Origin of the sequence: Kitasatospora sp. NBC_01539 (assembly GCF_045040525.1) — a bacterium.
Taxonomy (GTDB): domain Bacteria; phylum Actinomycetota; class Actinomycetes; order Streptomycetales; family Streptomycetaceae; genus Kitasatospora.
On sequence record NZ_CP109390.1, the window covers coordinates 1,009,897 to 1,028,954 of the forward strand.

Sequence of the window (19,058 nt, forward strand, 5' to 3'; positions counted from 1 at the left end):
CTCCGGGACCATCCGTCCCAGTATCAGGCTGTCCAGGTCATCGGGGGAACCTCATCTCGTGGGCCGTCGCTGACGTTTCGCCGGCCGAAGTGATCGGGGGCGCCGGCGACGGGAGAACCCTGCCGAGACCACCGGTGCCGCTGTTGTGCGCGACGGGCGGGGGCGGCGGGGGGAGCACCCTGCCGAGACCGCGGGTGCCGCCGTTGTGGGGGGTGGACGGCGGCGGGGGCGGCGGCGGGGTCGGTCCGTTCAGATCGAGGCCGGCCAGCTGCCTGCGGATCTTGGGCACACGGGCGCCACCGTCGGAGTCGGAGTCGCTGTCCGGGTCCATCTCGTCCCGGCCGCGCTTCAGGTCGGGACGCGCCGTGGTGCCGCCCGAGGCGTCGGCCATCACCGTGTCCCCGTCCGGGGCGTGCGCGGGCTGCGAGGACGGCCGGCTGGAGTCGATCACCATCGCGTCCGGGTCCGCGGTCGCGCCGGCGGTCGGGTGGTCGCCCGGCTGCTGGACCCGGTCGAGCCTGTACAGGTCCTCGCCGCCCAGCCGGCCCAACCGATCGGCCGGCAGCTGGTTGGCGTCGGCGCGGGCCGCGAAGTCTCCGGAGGAGGACACCGGCAGCTCAGGGGCGGCATTCGACACCACCGCGAGGTCGTCGACGATGAGTCGAGAGCTGGGGCTCTGGGTCGCGTTCGGCTTCGGCTCCAGGTCGGCCTGGGTCTTGGAAGCCATCATGTCGCGCAGCTCCGGCGGCACCAGTCCGCCGGCCTCCAGCCTGCGCACCGCCTGCACCAGGTCGGCGGTGTGCGGCGCGTACAGCGCCTCGGGCGGCAGCTGACCGTGGGCGACGGCGGTCAGCAGTTCCGGGTCGCGGATGATGTGCGGGTCCAGGAAGTTCTGGATCCACTTGTTCACCGTCTCGTCGCCGAAGCGCAGGTTGGAGCCGCTGTTGGACAGCCCGGCGGTGATGTCCTCGATCAGTGCGGGTACGTCGTCGAGGTTGGCGGTCAGCGCCCGGTCGAACATCGCGGTCGGGTGGTTCCCTCCCGCGCCGGCGCGTGCGTACACGCCGCCGTACTGCCTGCCGACCAGTTCCACGTCGGCCACTGTCCAGGCCACCCGGGCCGCGGCGTGCTTCGCCTTCGCGACCGGCGGCTTGCCGCCCGGCGTGTTGGCCGGCAGCTCCTGGCCGTACACCTCCTGCACCCGCGCCTGGACCGCCTTGACGGTCTCCAGGTCCCGTCTGGCGGTGACCAGCCTGGCCTCGGCCTTCTCCGGCTCGTCCCGGGCCCTCTTCGCCGCGTCCCTGGCGGTCTTCTCCGCCTTCGCGTCGTCCTCGGCCCTCTTCTTCGCGACGGCGTCGGTCGGGTTCGCCTTGGCGATCTTCGCGGAGGTCTCGGCCTGCTGCTTGGCCTGAGCGTGCTCGGCTTCCCTTATCGGCTTCTGGAGCACGGCATCGGCCAGCTCCTTCTCGCGGTCGTCCCGCTTCTTCTCCGCGGCCGCCCGGTCGTCGTCGGCCTTGGTGTTCGGCCGCTTGGTGTCCTTGGTCGGGTCGCCCAGTTCCGCAATCCGCCGATCGATCTCGTTCGTCCGCAGCTGAGCGCGTTCACCCGGAAGTTGATCGGCGAGCCGGTTCAGATCGGCCTGGGTGGACCGGTTCTCGCGCAAGGCGTTCGCCGTGTCGGTGAGCACCTGCCTGCTGCCGCTGGGCAGCGGGCGGCCGGCGAGGTCGTCCAGCTGCCCGGCCAGGCGGTTCCGGTCGTCCTGCGTCAGCCACCCGTCCGAGCGGACGGCGGCGTCACGCAGCGCAGACACCGTGTCGTCCAGCATCCGCGGACCGATGACCCCGTTGACCAGCGCGAGGTCCTCGACCGCCTGCCCCTTGACCTTCGTCTCCAGCTGCCCCATCGCGTCGTGGACGGCCTCCACCTGCTCGCGGGTCGGGCCGGCCGGGTGCACGTTGCCCACCGCGGCGGCCAACGCGTCGAGCTGCTCACGCGCCGGGACGTCCAGGCCGTTGCGCTTGAGCTCGCGTTCCAGCTTCTCCCTGGCGTCGTCGGCGCTCCGGCGGTCGCCGACCCCGGCCGTGTCGAACGCCTTCGGCAGTTCCTCGTTGCCGTAGGTGGCCTTCAGGTCGACGTCGGCCGCCGTGGCCGTGAGGTCACGGCGCACCAGCACCGCTTCCTCCGAGCCTCCCGCCTTGAGTCGCGCCGCGGCGTTGGTTCCGTACGTGTCGAGGATCCGGTGGCGGTCCGGGGCCATCACGGTGACGAAGTCGCCGAACGCATCCGAAGCGGCCGCCCGGCTGTTCTCGTCCAGCGAGCGGGCCTTGAACACCGCTGCCGTCACATACTTGTGCACCATGTAGTCGGCGATCACATGGTTGCGGTTGACCGACGCCTCGGTCAGCCTGACGTTGCCCTTCGAGTCGAGCCGCTGCACGATCTTCTCAGCGTGCGGCTGCTGCTCCATCAGCGAGTGGCCGGAGTATCCGAACGCGTTGCGGTAGTTGTCCTCGAAGCGCTTCCACTCCTCGGCGACGTCCTGCCCGGTCTTCTTCTTCGGAGACGCGGAAGACTTCCCGGTCGAAGCGGACTTCTCGGGCGAGCCGGGCATCGGAATCGGGTCCGACGTCGACTTCCCCGCCGAGGACTGTGCGGCCGGGGCAGGCAGCGCGACCGCCGCCCCGGCGTCCGACACGGCCTTCTCACGCTGCGTCCGGTCGGCCTCCAACGCCGTCTGACGGCTCTCGAGATCCTTGACCCGGTCGGAGAACACCCTGGAGGGCGTCCTTCCCTTGGCCTTCGCCTGCTTCTGCTCCTCCGCGTCCTTCGCCTTGGCCTCATCCAGCAGGTCCTTGGTGCGGGCCTCCTCCGCTTCGATCCGCTTGATGGCGCCCGGCAGCACCCGGAGCTCCGCTTCCTGGCGCTCCCGGGTGCGTACGGCCAGTTCGTTGCCCGTCAGCCGGTCCTTCAGCCGCTCGTGCTCGAAGATCGCCATCCGGTCGCGCTGCTCCTGCAGCAGGTCCCGCGAGGCCTGCAACTTGGCGTGCCGGTCGTCGAGTTCGGCCCTCTGATCGGGGTGGGCGGTCTTCAGCTCCTGCTGCACCTCGGCCAGTTCGCCGTCGACCTTGGCGAGGGCGGGATCCACGCCTCGCGAGAGCACATCCACGTGCCGGAACTTCTCGTTGCGGTACTGGTCGAGAATCACGTCCGTGTCGGCCGGCAGCAGCGGGGGCCGGTCGTACCCCTCCAGTTCGCTGCGGACCTGCTCGAACTCGGGAGAGTTGTCCAGGAAGGTGGCGATGGTGTCGAAGGCCTTCTCGCCATCGATCTTGTGCTCGTGGTCGTCGCCGCTGACGGGCGGTGCCGTGGGCGGCAGACGCTCGCCCTGCGCGGCTCCGCGCTGTCGAGCGGACGGAGCGGGGGCCTGCGGAGCCTCGGGTGCGGGCTGCTCGCGGACGCCGGTGGTGCCCTCGACGTTCTCCGTGAACTCGCGCAGACCCTCGTACATGGCGTTGTCGGCGTCGGTGGCGTTCACCGGGTTGGCCTGGCGGTCGTGCAGCTTGGCCGGGTTCGACCCGTACAACTTCTGCAGCAGCGGCAGCAGTTCGGGCTCGTTGGCCCGCACCCAGGCCGCGCCGTTGTTGCGGGCCTCGTGGGTGAAGGGGTCGGTTCCGTGATTCGTCCCCAGGTATGCGTTGCTGACCTGGGCGAAGTACTCCATCTCGTCGCGCGCCGAGTAGTTCTTCTCGCCGTCGGCCCCGCGCAGCGGGCCGTCCGGCCACTTGGCGGCCGGGTCCGCGCTCTTCCGGTCGAAGACATCCGTGATCAGCGTCTGGTCGTGCGCGTCCAGACCGAACTGGTGCACGGTGTGGCTGAACTCGTGCGTGGTGGTGGAGTAGCCGTCCTGGTAGTGGCCGACCTGCCCGATCGGGGTCCGCTCGCCGAGCAGGTTCTCCTCGGTGACAGCCGTGTGCCGGCCGCCCGAGCCGCGCATGTCGTCGTACCCGCGGCCGCTGCCCGCCTCGCCGTCGTTGTGCACCCCGCGAAGGCTGTGCAGCTCCGGGACCTCGGGCATCCGGACGTCCTTCGGGACGATCACGACGTCCGCGCCGTTCTTCAGCAGCCGCGCCGCCGTGTCCGGGTCCTGAAGCAGCCGGGCGACCTGCTGCTGCGCCTCGTGCCGCGCGGACGCGGCCTGCTCCGCCCGCGGATCGACGTGCACGATCAGCTGGGCGGCCGTGTCGGCGAACTCGCGCGGCGGCAGCCCCGCCTTCAACGAGTCCACGGTCTGCGGGTCGCGGGCCAGCCAACGCCGGTTCTCCGGCGACAGGTTGGCCAGCTCCTGGGCCCGCTGCTCCGGCGACATCCCGGGCAGGTCCTGCCGTAGCCGGTCGGCACCGGCCGGCGGCACCGCCACCGCCGACTGCTCGTGACCCGGCTGATCCACCGCGTCGTACGCCGGAGACTCGCCGGTCACCGGCCGCAGTTCCGTGTCCCGCGCCTGTTCCTGCCGGCCGGGGATCCGGTCGTGCGCGCTGGTCGCCGGTGCGTTGGAGCCGGTGCCGGACGGCTTGTCGTGACCGGCGGTCGACGGCGTGTTGTGGTCGGTGCCCGGCGTCGTGGGGGCCGCAGGTCGGCCACCGGACTGCGGGGTCCCGGCCGGGCTGTGCCGGGTCGGCGGGACGGGCGGGGCCAACGGGTCGTCGCCCCCGAGGCTCCGGGTCGACTGCGCCGGGCTGCCCTCGCCCAGGTGCGGCACGGACGGAGTGTCGTCGCCGCGGTGCTGGGCCGCGTTCGCCGGATTGTGTCCGGTCGGCTCCGGGGGGAGATGGCCAAGGCGCAGGTTCCCGGAGTCGGTGGCGGTGGACGCGTCGTGCGGCGCACCGTTCGGGTTCGGCCGACCGGCGTCGGTCAGCCGCACGGCCGGGGCACCCAGCATCTCGGCCACACCGGGGATCCGGTGCTCGGAGCTCGTCGCATGCTCGTGGACATGCGCCTTTCCGGTGACCAGCACGTACTTGCCGGACCCGCCGCTCGAAATGGCGTGGTTCATGTAGGAGTTGAGCAGACGCGCGCGCTCCTGCAAGGCCTGCGGACCGGGCTCGTGCGGCCGCCGCGCCGGGTAGCCGTCCACCGCGTGGACCGTCACCCCCTCGGCCTTCGCCCGCACAACGGTTTCGTACAGGCCGTTGCCGGCCGGGGAGTTCAGGTTACGGTCGTACGTGCGGAGCATGGTCTCCAGGTTCGGGGACATGGTGCCGCCGGGGCGCTGGTAGGCGTCCAGGTCCCGCTGGAAGGCGTCGTCGCGGAGCGACTCGACGTAGATCCGGTCCACGCCCGCGGCCTTGAGCTCGTGCATGTTCTCGTTGAGGAAGCCCCAGCTGGGCGACTGGCTGTGCGCCTCGCCCAGCACGATCCCGTCGAAGCCGGGGCGGCCGTCATGCCCGCCCAACAGCCGGTTCACGCCGTCCATCGCGGACGTCGAGCCGTCCAGGTGGTCCGCCACCCGCTGCGCGCCGACCGGCTGCCAGGCCTGCTCCGAATCCTGGCGGGCCAGCCGCTCCAGCACGTTCCGGCGAACCTCCTGCTGCTGGAAGTGCTCCTGCGTACGGAAGTCCAGGCTGCCCGCCGCCTCCAGCACCTGGTTGCCCTGGAAGGCCATGGCCTCCGGACCGAGCTCGTTGCGCAGGGGCGGGGTGATGACGTTGGCGGCCAGCGGGTGCAAGGCCTTGAGGGTCAGCGGGTCGAGGTGCGACTTGAACGACTGGGAGTACGGGCTGACCTTGACGTCCGGCCTGCCGTCCGGCAACCGGCTGCCCGAGTCGTGCCGCCCCCACGAGCTGTGCGGAAGGGAGTTGGCCGCCGTCCCCAGCTCCCCCGTCAGCCGGAAGGTGAACTTGTTGTCGTCCTTGTACCGGCGCAGTGCCGCCGGATCCGCCGCAGGCGGGTGGATCAGTGCCGGGCCGCCCGGGTGCTGGTGCAACTGCGCCAACTCGGCGGCGGTCGGCGGCTCGTCGATCGGGCGGAGCCGCGTGTTCGCAGGCGGCGGAGGCGGCGGCAGGTGCTCGTCTCCGGTCCGGCCGGTGCGGGACGTGGAGGGTGCGGAACCGTTCGGATCGCCGAGGGTCCGCGAGGTGCCGACCGCCTGGTGCTGCGGCGGCGGGGGCGGGGACGGCACATGAGTGTCGGACGTACGGCCCGCGCCGGAGCGGATGGTGCCGCCACCGGACTCGGTGCGGACCGGACCGGCCGCCGGGGCCTCCCGGCCTCCGACCTGCTGCGGGACGGTCCCTGGCGGCGTCGTGCGGCCGGACGCTCCGGCCCCGCCGCGTCCGGCGGTGCCCGCACCACCGGTCGCCGCAGCGGGCATGTACCCGCCGCCCGTCATCGGGTTCGGCGTGGCGGTCGACGACGGCGTGGCGTCCGGGACCGCGTCCGGCAACACCTGGCCGGGCATCTGCTCAGGCCCGACCGGACGCGCCGGTGCCGGGGCGGCCGCCGCCCGGGTGCCGCCGTCCAGGTGGGTGCCGCCGGCACCGGCCAGGCTTGCGGCGTTGCCGACCACACCCGACAGGTTCGGCACCGCGGACTGCTGCGCAGCCATGGACCCGGCAGCCTGCTCCGCCGCCCTCGGAGCGACGGTCTCGCTCGTAGACGCAGGACTCTCCTGCCGCGGCACCGCCGACTCGTGCAAGGGCGCCGCCGCGGGCTCCTGACGTGGCGTCACGCTCTCGTGCACCTGCGCTGCGGGCTCCTGACGCGGCACCACATTCTCGTGCGGCTGCGCAGTGACGTGCTCCGAAACCGGGGCGGCCGACTCGCGCGGCTGCACGGTGACGGGCTCCACGCGCGGCGCGGCGGACTCGTGCACCTGCGGAGCACTGCGCTCCGGCGTCGGGCCGGTCGACACCGGCTCCTGCCGCGGCACCGCCGACTCGTGCAAGGGCGCCGCCGCGGGCTCCTGACGTGGCGTCACGCTCTCGTGCACCTGCGCTGCGGGCTCCTGACGCGGCACCACATTCTCGTGCGGCTGCGCAGTGACGTGCTCCGAAACCGGGGCGGCCGACTCGCGCGGCTGCACGGTGACGGGCTCCACGCGCGGCGCGGCGGACTCGTGCACCTGCGGAGCACTGCGCTCCGGCGTCGGGCCGGTCGACACCGGCTCCTGACGCGGCACCGCCGACTCGTGGGCCTGCACCGTCGTCTCGTTGGCCGGCGGCGTCGTCTCGTTGGCCAGCGGCGTCGCCGGGCGCTCCGAGCGCACCATCGTCGGCTCGGTCTCGGTCCTGGGTGCGGCCGTCCGCGAGTCGGCGTGGGGCGCGATGTTCTCCTGGACGTGCGTCCCCGCCTGTTCCTGGACCGGCGGAGCGGTCGTCCCGTGCGCGGTCGTCCCGTGCGCGGTGGCCCCGGCCGTGGTGTCGGCCGTGGTCTCGGTTCCGGTGCTGCGGCCGGAGCCGAACGGTGTCAGGCCGTTCACCTTCGACTCGCCCGCGCCCGTCGCGGAGGCGTGCCCGACCGACGAGCCCGCGCCGCCCGCGGAGTCCGCGCCGCTCCCGGTCCTCGTGCCGGTTCCGGCGGTCCCGGTCGCCGCGCCACCGCTGCCGCTGCCGCCGGAAGTCGTCCCGGACGGGCCGTGGTAGGCGCTGTCGCCGGAGGCGGTGTCGGACTTGGTGAACGTGGACGGGCCGTCGTGGCCGCCCGCGGTGGAGGTGGAGGGGAGGTCGAGCTTCGGGGGCTCGGCCGGCGTGGGAGCGGCCGCGTGGCCCTTCAACGCCGAGGCGCCGGCGTGCAGACCCGCGCCCGCGCCGCCGGACAGGCCGGAGCCGAGCAGGGAGTCGCCGTCGACCTTGCCGGTGGTGATCAGCTGGGTGGAGACGTCCGCGCCGACACCGACGGCCGCACCGCTGGCCATCTTGCCGGCGGTGGTGTTGAGCGCGTTCTCCGCGCCGATCTTCTTCCCGGCCGCGCCGATGCTCTTGCCGATCAGATGCGCCGACGCGCCGCCGACCGCACCGCCCAGCGCGTTCTGCCCGAGCTCCTTCATGTCGATGCTCTTGCGGTGGCCCTCGGCCAACTCGATGCCCTGGGCGAGCAGGTTGATCGCGGCCATCTGCGCGGCCTGCTTGACCGCCATCTCGACCATTTCCTTCATCAGCTGCTTCAACAGCTGCGAGACGACCAGCCTGCTCGCCCCGATCATCACGGGGACCTGCAGCAGCGAGGCGCCCGCCGTGAACGGGGCCTCGGCCTCTGCGGTCGCCAACTCAAAAGCCAGGATGCCGAGTTGCGCGATAATCTGGATCTTCGCAGTCTCCGCGGAGTTGGCGACCTGCTCCAGCATGTCGCCCATGCCGTTGAGCGAGTTGATCGCACCGGGCAGGTATCCGGGGTCCTGCTCGGTGCCCTTGCCTACCGAGTACTTCTCCCAGTACTTCCCCAACGCCTCGGCGGCGGTGCCCTTCTGACCGTCCAGCGCGCGCTTCATCGTGGCATCGGCACTCTGCGCGGCGTCCTTGAGGCCTTCGGCTGTCCTGCGGCAGCGGTCGGCCATGTCGCGCAGCTGGTCCTCGTCGGCCTCGGGCCAACGTGTTCCGGCGAGCAGGAGCAGGACCCACTGGAGCGGCTCCGGGAGTTCGACAGCCATCGGGTCAGTGCCTTCCGCTCTGGGTGATCCGCGGGGTCATCGGGACGTGCACGGGACTGGACGGCATCACCGGCGCGAGAGGCATCGGCGCCTGGCCCTCGTCGATCCCGTTCAGGTCCGCGATCACGCTCTCGTCCGCGTTCTGGTAGCTCTGCGCCATCGCCTTCAGACCGTCGGCGATTCCCTTCAACGCCTCCGGCAGGCCCTTCAGAACCTCAAGGGTGTCCTTGCTGTACTTCAGGTAGCCCTTGTCGCCCTCGGCGAACTTCTTGCCCGACTCGTCATTGCCCCACGGGTGCTGCGCCTCCAGCGACGGCAGGAAGGCACTCAACGACCGGTACAGATTGCCCACCTGCTCCGACGCGGCCAGCATCGGCGACACCGCCGCCTGGTACTGCGAAGGATTCACCTGGAAGCCCGACCCGGCGTTCCCCGAACCGCCGCCGTCCGCACTTCTCTTGTGGACCGTCGCCGCGGTCCGCTCCGACGGCGCGGCTGCCACGCCGCGCCTCATCACCGACGCCGCCTGCAACGGTTCGACAGGAATGCCCGCCGTCGGCCGCTCAAACACCTGCCCCGCCTGCAACGGTTCGACGGGGATGTCGGCCGTCGCCTGCTGCATCGGGATGCCGCGTTCCATCGGCTCCAGCGGAACGCTCTCGGTCACCAGGTGTGCGGCGTGGACGGGTTCGGTCCGCGCCTCGGTCTCGTACGAGGCCTGCTCGTCGTTGCTCATCGGGTTCCTTCGTCAGTACGGGGCGACGGCTGCGCGCGGTCAGTCCGCGGCGGGGGCGGCCAGCCGGGAGAGGGCGGCGCGCAGGAACGGGCTGGGCACCTGGAAGCCGCCCTCTTCGCGCAGCGGGGCCCGCTGCGGCGCCGCCGCCTCGCCGCCCGCGGCGGATGCCGCGGCGTCCGGTGCGGCCTCGGGGACGTCGCCGTGCCCGCGCCGGGCGGCGGCGCTGCGCGAACGCTCCAGGTAGGCGTCGTCCGTGCCGGCGGGCGTCTCCGTCGTTGCGGTGGAGGTGTCCTGACGGATCGTCGACCCGGCCGTCGTCGTGGTGTCGGCACTCGCAGTGCCGGTGCCGGTGCCGGTGTCGGCCGCCGCGCCACCGCCGAGCAGGACGCCGGCCAACTGGCTGATGACCTCGTTCTCGCTCGCGGGGCCGGCGGGGGCCGCCTGGGCGGCGACGGGCTCGGGCCCGGCGAAGGTGCCGTCGGCGTGGGCGTTGTCGAGCCAGCGGCGGCGGGCCCGGTGCCAGTGACGGTCGCGCGGGTCGACGTCGGTGGCCTGGCCGAGGATGCCCGCGTCGCCGTACAGCTCCTCTTCGTCCTCGCCCTCGCCGCCGAACCGGGTGGGGCGGACGAAGCGGTGGCCGTTCTTGCCCTCCTTGCCGCCACCGCCGCGGCCCGCGCCGCCCATACCGGGCATGTGGCCGCCGGCGCCCATGCCCGCGGTGCCGGTGGCGCCGCTGCGACCGGCCGTTCCGCCGGCGCCGCCGCCCACGCCACCTACGCCGCGTCCGCTCGCGGTGCCGAGGCCGAACGGGCTGCTGCCCGTCCCGCCGAACGGGGCGAGGCTGCCGTGGGCGGCGCTCCCCCCGGCGATGCCGAGCGAGCCCAGGGCGCTGCCCAGGCTGCCGGTCGAGCTGCCGCCGGGGCCACCGCCGCTGCCGAGGCCGACGCCGAGACCGGAACCGATGTTGGTGCTCGGGGTGTAGCCGCCGCCCGACACGCCGGTGCCGAGGTCGCCGAGGCCGGCCAGGCTGAGCGAGCTGCCGGAGCCGGTGGAGAGCGGGGTGAACACGGCGCCGCTGCCCCCACCGGAGCCCGAACCCGAACCCGAGCCGAAGTCGGGCATGCTAGGGGTGAACGGTGTGAAGGGCGCCAGGCCGGAGCCGCCGCCGCTCCCGCCCGCGCTGCCGCCGGAACCCGAGAACCCGTCGACGCCGCCGACCGGTCCGAAGCCGCCGAACGACCCGGCCCCGCCGAACGATCCGCTGCCGCCCGAGGCGCCGGGCGCACCGACCGGCCCGATCCCGCCGAAGGATCCCGTACCGCCGGCGCCGTCCGCACCGCCCGCGAGCCCGACGCCGCTGCCGTCCACGCCGGGCAGCGAGAAGGCGGACGGGTCGGCGGAGCCGCCGAGCGCACCGCCCGGAACACCGCCGAGCGCGCCGCCCGGAACACCGCCGAGCGCACCACCATTGGCGCCCACCGGGCCGAGCAGGCCGCCCGGCACCGCCCCAGCGGTCCCGGACATCGCGCCGGGAACCCCGCCCACGCCCGAACCGCCGTTCGCGGAGGTCCCGTTGAGCGCGCAGGTCTGACCCATGCCGGCCATGTCGGTGATGTTCCCGGCGCTCTTCCGGAGCATGGTGTCGATGTTGTTGCCGACCTGCCCGATGTACTGGTGGTACAGGGTGACGGCCTGCTTGACACCTTCGGACTCCGCGATGTCGTCGTGCTTGCCCGCCGGGTTCTGCTCCATGTAGTCCTTGGCGTATTGGAGTTCGCGCACCATCTCGGTCTTGGTGTTGGTCACCGAGTTGGCGGCGCCGCCCAGCGATTCGGCGACGGCACGTCCGGACAACAGCGTGGTGGTGACGTGCGAGCCGTCCCCGCCGGCGAACTTCTGCAGGTACTGCTGGAAGCTGTCGGCGGCAGGGCCTGACATGCTGGCCAGCGCCAGGTTGGCGGCCTCGACGATCGCCTTGACGTGGGTCTCGGCCACCTCGTTCCAGGCTTGCCAGGAGGCGGCGAGCTCGGCGAGCAGGTCCTCGTCGCCGTCGGGGAAGAGGATGTCCCCGCCGCTCTCGTTGCTCTGGAGGGTCTTGAGGACTTCGGCGAGGTCGGCAGGCAGCTCGATCATGACGGGAGGGTCTCCGGAGAAAGGCAGTCGGGTTCGGAGCAGATGGCCGGCGCCACCGGACAGTCGGGGTGGCGCAGCCGGTGGCCGGGCGGCCTTGGTGCGGAGCGGTGCTGACGCGCGGTGCCGGCGGGCCGGGGCCGTCAGACCATCGGCCCGATCCAGACCCCGTCCGGTCCGACGAACGGGTTCGGCGGGTTGTAGTCGAGCGTGGGCGCGTCCGGGTCGTGGTACTCGACGCCGGGGTCGGTGTTGCCGAGCGGCTCGACGGCGGGCGGCGGGGCCAGGACGGACGGGTCCTCGATGGGCCGGTGCCCGATGTGCTGCGGCGTGGCCTGCACCATCGGCTGCGGCTCGAGACGTCGCCCCTCCATCATTCGCGGCCTGAGCTCCTCCATCGGCTCCGTCCCGAGAAGTCGCCCGTGCACCGCGTACGCCGGCGTGGCCTGCGCCGTTCCGCCGGTGGTCAGGCCGGCCAGTTGGGGGCCGACAGGCATGGTGCCGGTGTCGGCGATCCGGCCGATCGAGGTGGCATGTTCGTCGTCGTTGGTGCGGTGCCGGGCGACCATGCTCTGCAGGTTCTCCCCCACCGCGGTGGCGTTCTGCAGCAGGGTCCGGATGCCTTCGAGGACCTGTTCCTGGTGTTGGGCGAGGCCGCCGACGGAGGATCCGCTGCCCTGGAGTGCCTTGCCGAGCAGGTCGGTTCCGTAGACGGATTCCTGCACCTGCTTGACCGCGGCCGACAACTTGTTGGCCGGCCCTTTCAGTTCACCCAGTAGTCCGAGGATCTTCTTGGCCGCCGCCTCGACCTCGCCGAGGTCGATCCATACCGTCTGGTCCGCCACCTGCACACCCTCCCGCACTCCACTGCCCCCGGTCGGCGCGCCCTTGCACCGGCGGCCCGCACCGGGCACGCCGAGGTCCCGGGGCCGAGGCAGCCCGGACACGCCGTGCCATGCCCGCACCGGCCCATGTCGTAGCCACCCTAACTCGCTGCTGGGAGCGCTCCCACCGGCGCGGGCGTGCCGGGGCGACGATGCGTCACCCCGGCACCATTTTCACGGAGCATCAAGTCGCGACAGGGACCGGAAAGCATGCATCAGGTAAATTCACGGCATGAACCCGTAAGGGGAGTGAAGAACGGAAGTGTCCAGTCCGGGTCGATCGTGAATGCTCTGCGGATAATCCGCGTCAGAGCGTGACCGCCCCGGTCGGAGTGACGATCCGCAGGCCCGCGTCGTCGAGCTCGATCGCCAGCGGAGTCCCGTCCAGCACTGCCTCGTTGAGCAGAGTCGCACTGGACAGGTGCCACAGCCGCAGGGTGCCGGCGGCGTCCCCGGCGGCGAGCAGCGCCTCGCCGTCGAACTCGCGGCCGACCACCGCCCGGACGGCCGCCCCGCCGCCGGTCAACTCCGCAGTGCGGCTGCCGTCCTGGACGTCCCAGAGCAGCACGGTGCCGTCGGCGGCGCCCGCGATCACCATCGGGCGGCCGCCGATCTGGGCGAAGGACAGCACCTCGGCGGGGCCCGGGAGGCCGGCGCAGACCGGGCCGGCCGCACCGCTGCCGGCGTGCCACAGACGGACCGTCAGGTCCTCGCCGGCGGTGGCCAGGATCGGCTGGCCGCTCGCCACGGTCGCGGCCAGCGCGGTGAACGGGCCCCGGCCGGTGGCGAAGCGGCGGTGGCCGGCGCCGGTGGCGGCGTCGCGCACGGCGAGCACGCCGTCCCGTCCGGCGGAGGCCAGCAGCGGCTGCTCGCCGGGGGTGAAGGCGATCCCGGCGACCGGCCCGGCGTGCGGGACGGGCAGCGGGTGGGCGGTGCCGTCGGCGAGGCGGTGACTGCGGACGGCGCCCGCGGCGGTGCCGCACACCAGCAGGTCGGCGGTGAGGTCGAGGGTGTGGACGGGGCCGCCCTCGCCGGCCAGGTCGAGGAGTTGGCCGCCCGTCGCGGCGTCCCACCCGGCGACGACGCCGTCGCCGAACCCGGCCACCAGCACCGGGCGGCCGTGCAGCGGGCCGGCGGCGAGCGCGGTGAGCGGGCTGCCGGGGCGCCCGGCCGGCACCGCCGTGGCGGCGGGCTTGCCGGTGGCGGCCTCCCAGACGGTGATCCGGCCGGTCTCGTCGCCGGTGTACAGCACGTCCTCGATGGCGGCGAGGGCGGTGAGCCACTCGCCGGCCGGCCAGCCGTGCAGCGGGCGGCCGTCGTAGACGTCCCAGGTGCGGACGGTGCCGTCGAGCGCGCAGGAGGCCAGCACGGGGCGGTCGGCGAGGGTGGTGAAGGCGAGGCCGGTCACGGTGCCGGTGTGGCCGTCGAGTTCGGCGACCGACTGGCCGGTGGCGAGGTCCCACAGGCGGATCCGGCGGTCCTGGCCGGCGGAGGCGAGGACGGCCTGGTTCTCGACGGTGAGCACGGCCAGGGCCTGCACCTCGCCGCGGTGGCCGACCAGCAGGTGCAGCTGCTCGCCGGTGCCCGCGTCCCAGACCCGGACGGTGCCGTCGGGGGACGCCGCGGCCAGCAGGTCGACGCCGGCGCAGTGCGCGGCGCGCAGCGCGGTGGCGCCGTGGCCGCCGATGGACAGGGTGCCCAGCACCCGGCCGTCGTCGGCACGGACGGCCCGCAGGTCGCCGGACTGGCCGGCCGAGAACACCACCGGGATGTCCCGGCAGACCAGCGCGGCGACGGCCTGGGTGCCCTCGCCGCCGGTGGTGCCGTGCACCACGTGGCCGGTGGCGGCGTCCCAGACCTGCACCGAGCCGTCGGTGCTGCCGACCGCGAACAGCGAGCGCCCGCCGGCCTCGCCGAGGGCGACCGCGGTGGGGGCCAGCCCGGCGTCGGCGTCCGAGCCGCCGAGCGGGGCGGCGTCGTCCAGCGCGGTGAGGCCGAACGCGCCGTCGGCCTCGACAAGCGCATACGCGGCCCGGCCGGCGACGGTGCCGACGGCGGCGGCGCTGCGGGCGGTCCCGGCCGACGGGTCGGTGCGGGCGAGCGCGGTGGCCAGCGCGGCGGGGTCGCCGGGCTCGCCGAGGACCTGGTCGAGCAGAGCGCCGAGCACGGCGGCGGAGGCCGGGACGGGCTCGGCGGTGCCGTCGGTCCACTGCCGGTCGGCCTGGCCGGGCTGGCCCTGGACGGTGAGCCGGCGCGCGCCGGCGGAGGTCTCGACGGGGGTGGCGGCCGGTCCGGTCCCGCCGAGCACCCGGCGGATCAGCGCCGGGTCGATCCGCCCGGTCCGCTCCCGGTCCTCCCGGGTGGCGCGGAACCCGCCGTCGGCGGTGATCAGCAGTTCGGCGCCGCTGCCGTCTTCCAGCCGTACGGTTCCTGACATGTCGTCACTCCTATTTCGGTGCAGGGAGATTGGGAGCCTCGTGGATCAGCAGAGGTCTTCCGGTACGAGGGTCGCGTGCACGGCGTCGTGCAGCCGGTGGGTGCGGGAGCTGCGGAACAGCGCGGGGCGGTAGCCGGCCCGGCGGAAGCCGATCGCGGCGCCTGTGAGCTGGCTGGGCATGTTGTCGGCGGCGGCGTAGGCGTCGATCCGGCGCAGGCCGATCCGTTCGAAGCCGAAGCGGCAGACCAGCCGCAGGGCCGCTTTGGCGGTGCGCAGCCTGCGGTGTTCGGGCAGCAGCCAGATGGCGACCTCGGCACGCTCCTGCTCCGGGTCGAGGTTGACCAGCTCGGCCCACCCGACGGGCTCGCCCGCGTCCGCGGCTTCGACGGTGAAGTACGCGGCGCGGCCGGTCTCCCACAGCATCGACGGGATCTCGGCCAGCCACTGTTCGGCGGCGGCGGTGTCCCGGTGCGGGACCACGGCCTGCAGGAACTCCCGTACCAGCGGGTCGTGGGTGCCACGGTGCACGAGGGCCGCGTCGGTGGGGCGCGGTCTCCGCAGCACCAGCCCGTCGGCCGCCATCGGTTCGTCCCGCACTCCGGCGAGCGCCAGCATCGCTCCCCCTGTCCGTCTGCTCGGACCGCCCTCCCCGGGCCGCCGGGCGTACCCTCCCCCGCCGCTCGACCGTCCGTCAAGTCAACCATGGGCGTCGGGCGTTCGTGCACGTCAGCGGGACGCCGGCCGACCGTGGGCGGGGCCGCGCAGACTCTGTCGCGGGGTTCGCCGCTCCACGTCCGCCGCCCACCCGGCCCGCTCGTTCGCGTACTCCTCGTGGTGCGGCCGTGCGGCGGTGCGGCGGTGCGGGGAGCAGCCCGGGCAGCGGCTTGTGACCCATGGCGAATCCGTGCGTGTCAGATCGAGGTGCCCGTGGCCGGAGACAGGGCCGCTATGGTGCGGCTCAGGTGCCGAACCAGCGTGTCGGTGGCAGCGGCGGGGTCGCGGGCGAGGGCGGCCTGCTCCAGGTCTCCGTGTTCATCAGGAGCCGAGCGGTCGGGGGTGTGGTGGCTGGCCAGACGGCGGGCCATCTCGCTCGCCGTCCACAACCGGTCGAAGGTCTCCAGCAGGATGGAGTTTCCGCAGCCTTCCAGCAGCGTGCGGTGGAAGCCACGGTGGGCCTCGGCCCAGGCGTCGCTGTAGTACTCGCCCTGTTCGGGGTCGAATTCCGCGGTTCGCGCCAGTCTGTGGTGCGCGGCGCGCACGCGAGTCTCCCATTCGAGGTCGCCGCGCTCGATCGCCATGCGCAGCATGTCCGGTTCGACGGTCAAGCGGGCCTCGGTGAGCTGCTGCCAGCGGCGGTCGGAGAGGGCCGGTGTAGCGAAGCCGCGGTTGGGCAGCCGGGTGGCGAGCCCCTCCCCGACCAGTCGAACCAGGACTTCCCGCACCACGGCCAGGCTGACACCCTGCTGCTTCGCCAACTCCTGCGGCTTGAGGGGATCCCCGGGAGCGAACACCCCGTGCAGCACGTCCTTGCGAAGCCGGTCGTAAACCCGTTCGGAAAGCATCTGCTTGCCCGCCCGGTCGGGGCCATCGGTCGTCTGCATCACGGCTACAGTCTATGAGCGACCGGCAGTGGGCGCGGGGGGCGGCCATGACGGAAAGTGGCGGCAGAACGGGCCCAGGGCCCGCGTGATCATTGAGCTCCCTACGCTCTGTGATCTCGAAGGACGACTGTGCCCGCGCTGCCTTCTTGCCTGCTCGAACCCGCCTGGGGCCGGTTCAGGGCCCTGCTGCCCGGTCGGACCGAGTTCGACCCCGGCCATCCGCTCGGCTGCCATCGGCAGCGCATCCCGGACCATGTCGTGTTCGACCGCGTCGTCCAGGCGCTGGTCCACGGCTCCGGGTACGAGCGGATCTCCTCGCCCGGATGCTCCGACCGCGCCATCAGGCACCACGTCAAACTCTGGGCTCAGATGGGAATGACGCGGAGTCTGCACCGGATCGACCTGAGGGCTTCCGACCGCGTGATCGGTCTCGACCTCGGCGACATCCCGGTCGACGGCTGCATCACCAAGGCTCCGTCCGGCGGGGAGAAGGCAGGACGCTCGCCCGTCGACCGGGCGAGCAGGGGCTGAAGCGCTCGGCCGCCTCCGACGCATGCGGGGTCCCGCTGGGGATCGTGTCCGACGGCGTGCACTGCCACGGCTCACCACTGCTCGGCTCGGCCCCACCCCGGTAGTGGCCGGGGAGCAGGCCGGCAAGCGCTGGGCGATCGAACGCACTCATGGATGAACGACTACGGCAAGCTCCGGCGCCGCATTGGGAGAAACGGCGAGGTCGTGGACTTCCACCTCCGCCTCGCCGCCACCTCGTCACGCTCCGCACGCTCATCAGGCGTTCGACGAGCCGCTACCGCCGGGACGGCCGCTCCACCACCCGACGCCTCACGTGATCCATTTGTCGGTCGGTCCACCTGAAAGCAAGATAATCGATTATCCTTGCTATGATCTAATATCTGAGGAGCCTGCCCCAGTGAAGGGGAATGATCGATGAGCGTCAACGACCCGTTCGCCCGCCGCCCCGGGGCGGCGAACTTCACCGTCACCAGCACGATCGTGCCCGAGGGTGCGGCCCTGCGCCCCGGGCAGATGTCCGCCCGTCTCCCCGGCGGCAAGGACGCATGCCCGCAGCCGTCCTGGAGCGGTGCCCCCGGGGGCACCGGAATCTTCGCCGCGACCGTCCACGCCCCGGACGCCCCGACCGGCTTCTGGCATCGGGCCGCGGCCGGCATCCCCGCCACAGTCGCCGGGCTCCCGGAAAGCGCCGGCGACGATGCCGGTTCGGGCCTTCCCGAAGGCGCCATCCGGCTGCCGGACGACGCCCGCGCGGCCCGCCTCCTCTGCACCGCAACGCCCGCCGGCCACGGCCCGCACCGCTACTTCGTCGTGGCGCACGCGCCGGACCTCGAACACATCGGCATCCCGGCCGAATCCACACCGGCCCATCCGGGCTTCACGATGTCCGGCCACGCCCTCGGCCGGACGATGCCGACCGCCACCGCCGAACCCCCGAGCCGAGAGCCGTACACATGAACATCACAGCTGTCCGCGAGATCAGCCTCGCCGTCAACGCGGCCCACCGGTTCATCTACCTCGTCCCGGAATCCGCCCAGCAGGCCGCCGATCTCGGCGTGACCGACCGCGCACCGGCCTACTTCGCGTTCCGCTCGGCACCGATGGGCGCGGTCGCGTGGCAGGTCACTCTCGCGACCTTCTACAACTTCAGCCCTCGGGCGGTGCGATCGATGACAGGCGTATGGGACGCCGCGCCGCCCGAGCGGTGGCAGGCCGCCCGCTACACGGCCGCCGAGCACGCGCTACGGCGCGCCGGAGTGGACCTGACGAGCGATCAGATAGCCGAGGCGCGATCGCTGATCGACCCCGTCGTCACCGCCGCCGACTACGCCGGCAAACCGCTGGCCGCGGCCAACGCATCCGTCCCCCTGCCATCCCACCCGCTGACCGCACTGTGGCAGCAGGTCACCGTGCTGCGCGAGTGGCGCGGAGACGCGCACCTCGTCGTCCTCGCCGGCAACCGCCTCGGACCGTGCGACTGCAACGTCATCCACACCGCCACCGGCCGGCTCCCGACGCCGATCGTGCGCGCCACCCGGCAATGGGACGACGGGGAATGGGCAGCGGCCACCGAACGCCTCGTCACCCGCGGCTGGCTGGAGACCGACGGGACCGCGACCGACGCGGGCACCGCGGCGCGCGAGCGGATCGAGGTCGAGACCGACGAACACTGCGCCGGGCTCTGGGCGCCGATCGGCGCGACCGGCGCCCGCCGCCTGGCCGAGCTCCTCAAGCCCATCGACGAGGCGTTCACTGCGGCCGGGACCTACGCGCAACTGAGCTGATCACGATCCATCCGCGAGAAGTGGGCGCCACGGCGATCGAACACCGGGAAGGTGGCGAGCTCTCGATGTGGTGGAACTTCATCGGCCGCACCCACGACGAGATCGCCGAGGCCCGCCGCGACTGGAGGCAGGGCGACCACTTCGGCGACGTCCACGGCTACGACGGCCACCGCCTCGCCGCCCCCGAGCTCCCCCCGCTCCCTGAAACCGCGCGGACGGGCGCGCTGACCTGCAAGTACTCCCCCATCGAGGTACGCGTGAAGGGTCGCAGGAACGACCGGCCAGGAAGCACCGCACGATGGCCGCGCCGA

The 19,058-nt window shown here is 73.0% G+C and carries 9 protein-coding genes and 2 pseudogenes; 4 read left to right on the plus strand and 7 right to left on the minus strand.

All coding sequences use genetic code 11. The features are described from left to right. Positions 1-37 precede the first annotated feature (37 nt). From OG335_RS04390 to OG335_RS04420, 7 genes are all read right to left on the minus strand, one after another. The gene (locus tag OG335_RS04390) at positions 38-8,644 is read right to left on the minus strand and encodes a hypothetical protein (RefSeq protein WP_405009654.1); all 8,607 of its coding nucleotides are present in this window, start codon (positions 8,642-8,644) and stop codon (positions 38-40) included. 4 nt (positions 8,645-8,648) lie between these two features. Beyond that, positions 8,649-9,380 (minus strand): hypothetical protein, encoded by a 732-nt coding sequence (locus OG335_RS04395; protein WP_405009655.1) that lies wholly within the window; start codon positions 9,378-9,380, stop codon positions 8,649-8,651. A gap of 39 nt (positions 9,381-9,419) precedes the next feature. Further along, entirely contained in the window at positions 9,420-11,513 is a 2,094-nt protein-coding gene (locus OG335_RS04400; protein ID WP_405009656.1) for a hypothetical protein, read from the minus strand. A gap of 140 nt (positions 11,514-11,653) precedes the next feature. Further along, positions 11,654-12,355, minus strand: coding sequence for a WXG100 family type VII secretion target (locus OG335_RS04405; RefSeq protein ID WP_405009657.1), 702 nt, complete (start codon positions 12,353-12,355; stop codon positions 11,654-11,656). A gap of 346 nt (positions 12,356-12,701) precedes the next feature. Continuing rightward, on the minus strand, positions 12,702-14,831 hold the full coding sequence (locus OG335_RS04410) for a WD40 repeat domain-containing protein (protein ID WP_405009658.1): 2,130 nt from the start codon (positions 14,829-14,831) through the stop codon (positions 12,702-12,704). Between the two features lie 45 nt (positions 14,832-14,876). Further along, positions 14,877-15,446: a GNAT family N-acetyltransferase gene (locus OG335_RS04415; protein WP_405009659.1), complete on the minus strand. Its 570-nt coding sequence runs from the start codon at positions 15,444-15,446 to the stop codon at positions 14,877-14,879. 296 nt (positions 15,447-15,742) lie between these two features. Further along, positions 15,743-16,432: a GntR family transcriptional regulator gene (locus OG335_RS04420; protein ID WP_405015305.1), complete on the minus strand. Its 690-nt coding sequence runs from the start codon at positions 16,430-16,432 to the stop codon at positions 15,743-15,745. A 129-nt stretch (positions 16,433-16,561) separates the two neighbouring features. Here OG335_RS04420 and OG335_RS04425 point away from each other — a divergent pair. The 4 genes and pseudogenes from OG335_RS04425 to OG335_RS04440 all read left to right on the plus strand — a co-directional run. After that, a pseudogene (locus OG335_RS04425) lies at positions 16,562-17,280 on the plus strand (IS5/IS1182 family transposase). Between the two features lie 97 nt (positions 17,281-17,377). Then, the gene (locus OG335_RS04430; protein WP_405009660.1) at positions 17,378-17,920 is read left to right on the plus strand and encodes a YbhB/YbcL family Raf kinase inhibitor-like protein; all 543 of its coding nucleotides are present in this window, start codon (positions 17,378-17,380) and stop codon (positions 17,918-17,920) included. Then, positions 17,917-18,747: an SCO6745 family protein gene (locus tag OG335_RS04435; protein WP_405009661.1), complete on the plus strand. Its 831-nt coding sequence runs from the start codon at positions 17,917-17,919 to the stop codon at positions 18,745-18,747. The genes OG335_RS04430 and OG335_RS04435 overlap by 4 nt, the downstream gene beginning before the upstream one ends. Positions 18,748-18,803: 56 nt before the next feature. Then, a pseudogene (locus tag OG335_RS04440) lies at positions 18,804-18,975 on the plus strand (pirin family protein); the annotation flags it as partial. Positions 18,976-19,058 lie beyond the last annotated feature (83 nt).

Bases quoted from the DNA above. Each gene is read 5' to 3' on its own strand.
- OG335_RS04390 (WP_405009654.1), bottom strand. From the start codon at position 8,644: ATGGCTGTCGAACTCCCGGAGCCGCTCCAGTGGGTCCTGCTCCTGCTC.
- OG335_RS04395 (WP_405009655.1), bottom strand. From the start codon at position 9,380: ATGAGCAACGACGAGCAGGCCTCGTACGAGACCGAGGCGCGGACCGAA.
- OG335_RS04400 (WP_405009656.1), bottom strand. From the start codon at position 11,513: ATGATCGAGCTGCCTGCCGACCTCGCCGAAGTCCTCAAGACCCTCCAG.
- OG335_RS04410 (WP_405009658.1), bottom strand. From the start codon at position 14,831: ATGTCAGGAACCGTACGGCTGGAAGACGGCAGCGGCGCCGAACTGCTG.
- OG335_RS04415 (WP_405009659.1), bottom strand. From the start codon at position 15,446: ATGCTGGCGCTCGCCGGAGTGCGGGACGAACCGATGGCGGCCGACGGG.
- OG335_RS04420 (WP_405015305.1), bottom strand. From the start codon at position 16,432: ATGCAGACGACCGATGGCCCCGACCGGGCGGGCAAGCAGATGCTTTCC.
- OG335_RS04430 (WP_405009660.1), top strand. From the start codon at position 17,378: ATGAGCGTCAACGACCCGTTCGCCCGCCGCCCCGGGGCGGCGAACTTC.
- OG335_RS04435 (WP_405009661.1), top strand. From the start codon at position 17,917: ATGAACATCACAGCTGTCCGCGAGATCAGCCTCGCCGTCAACGCGGCC.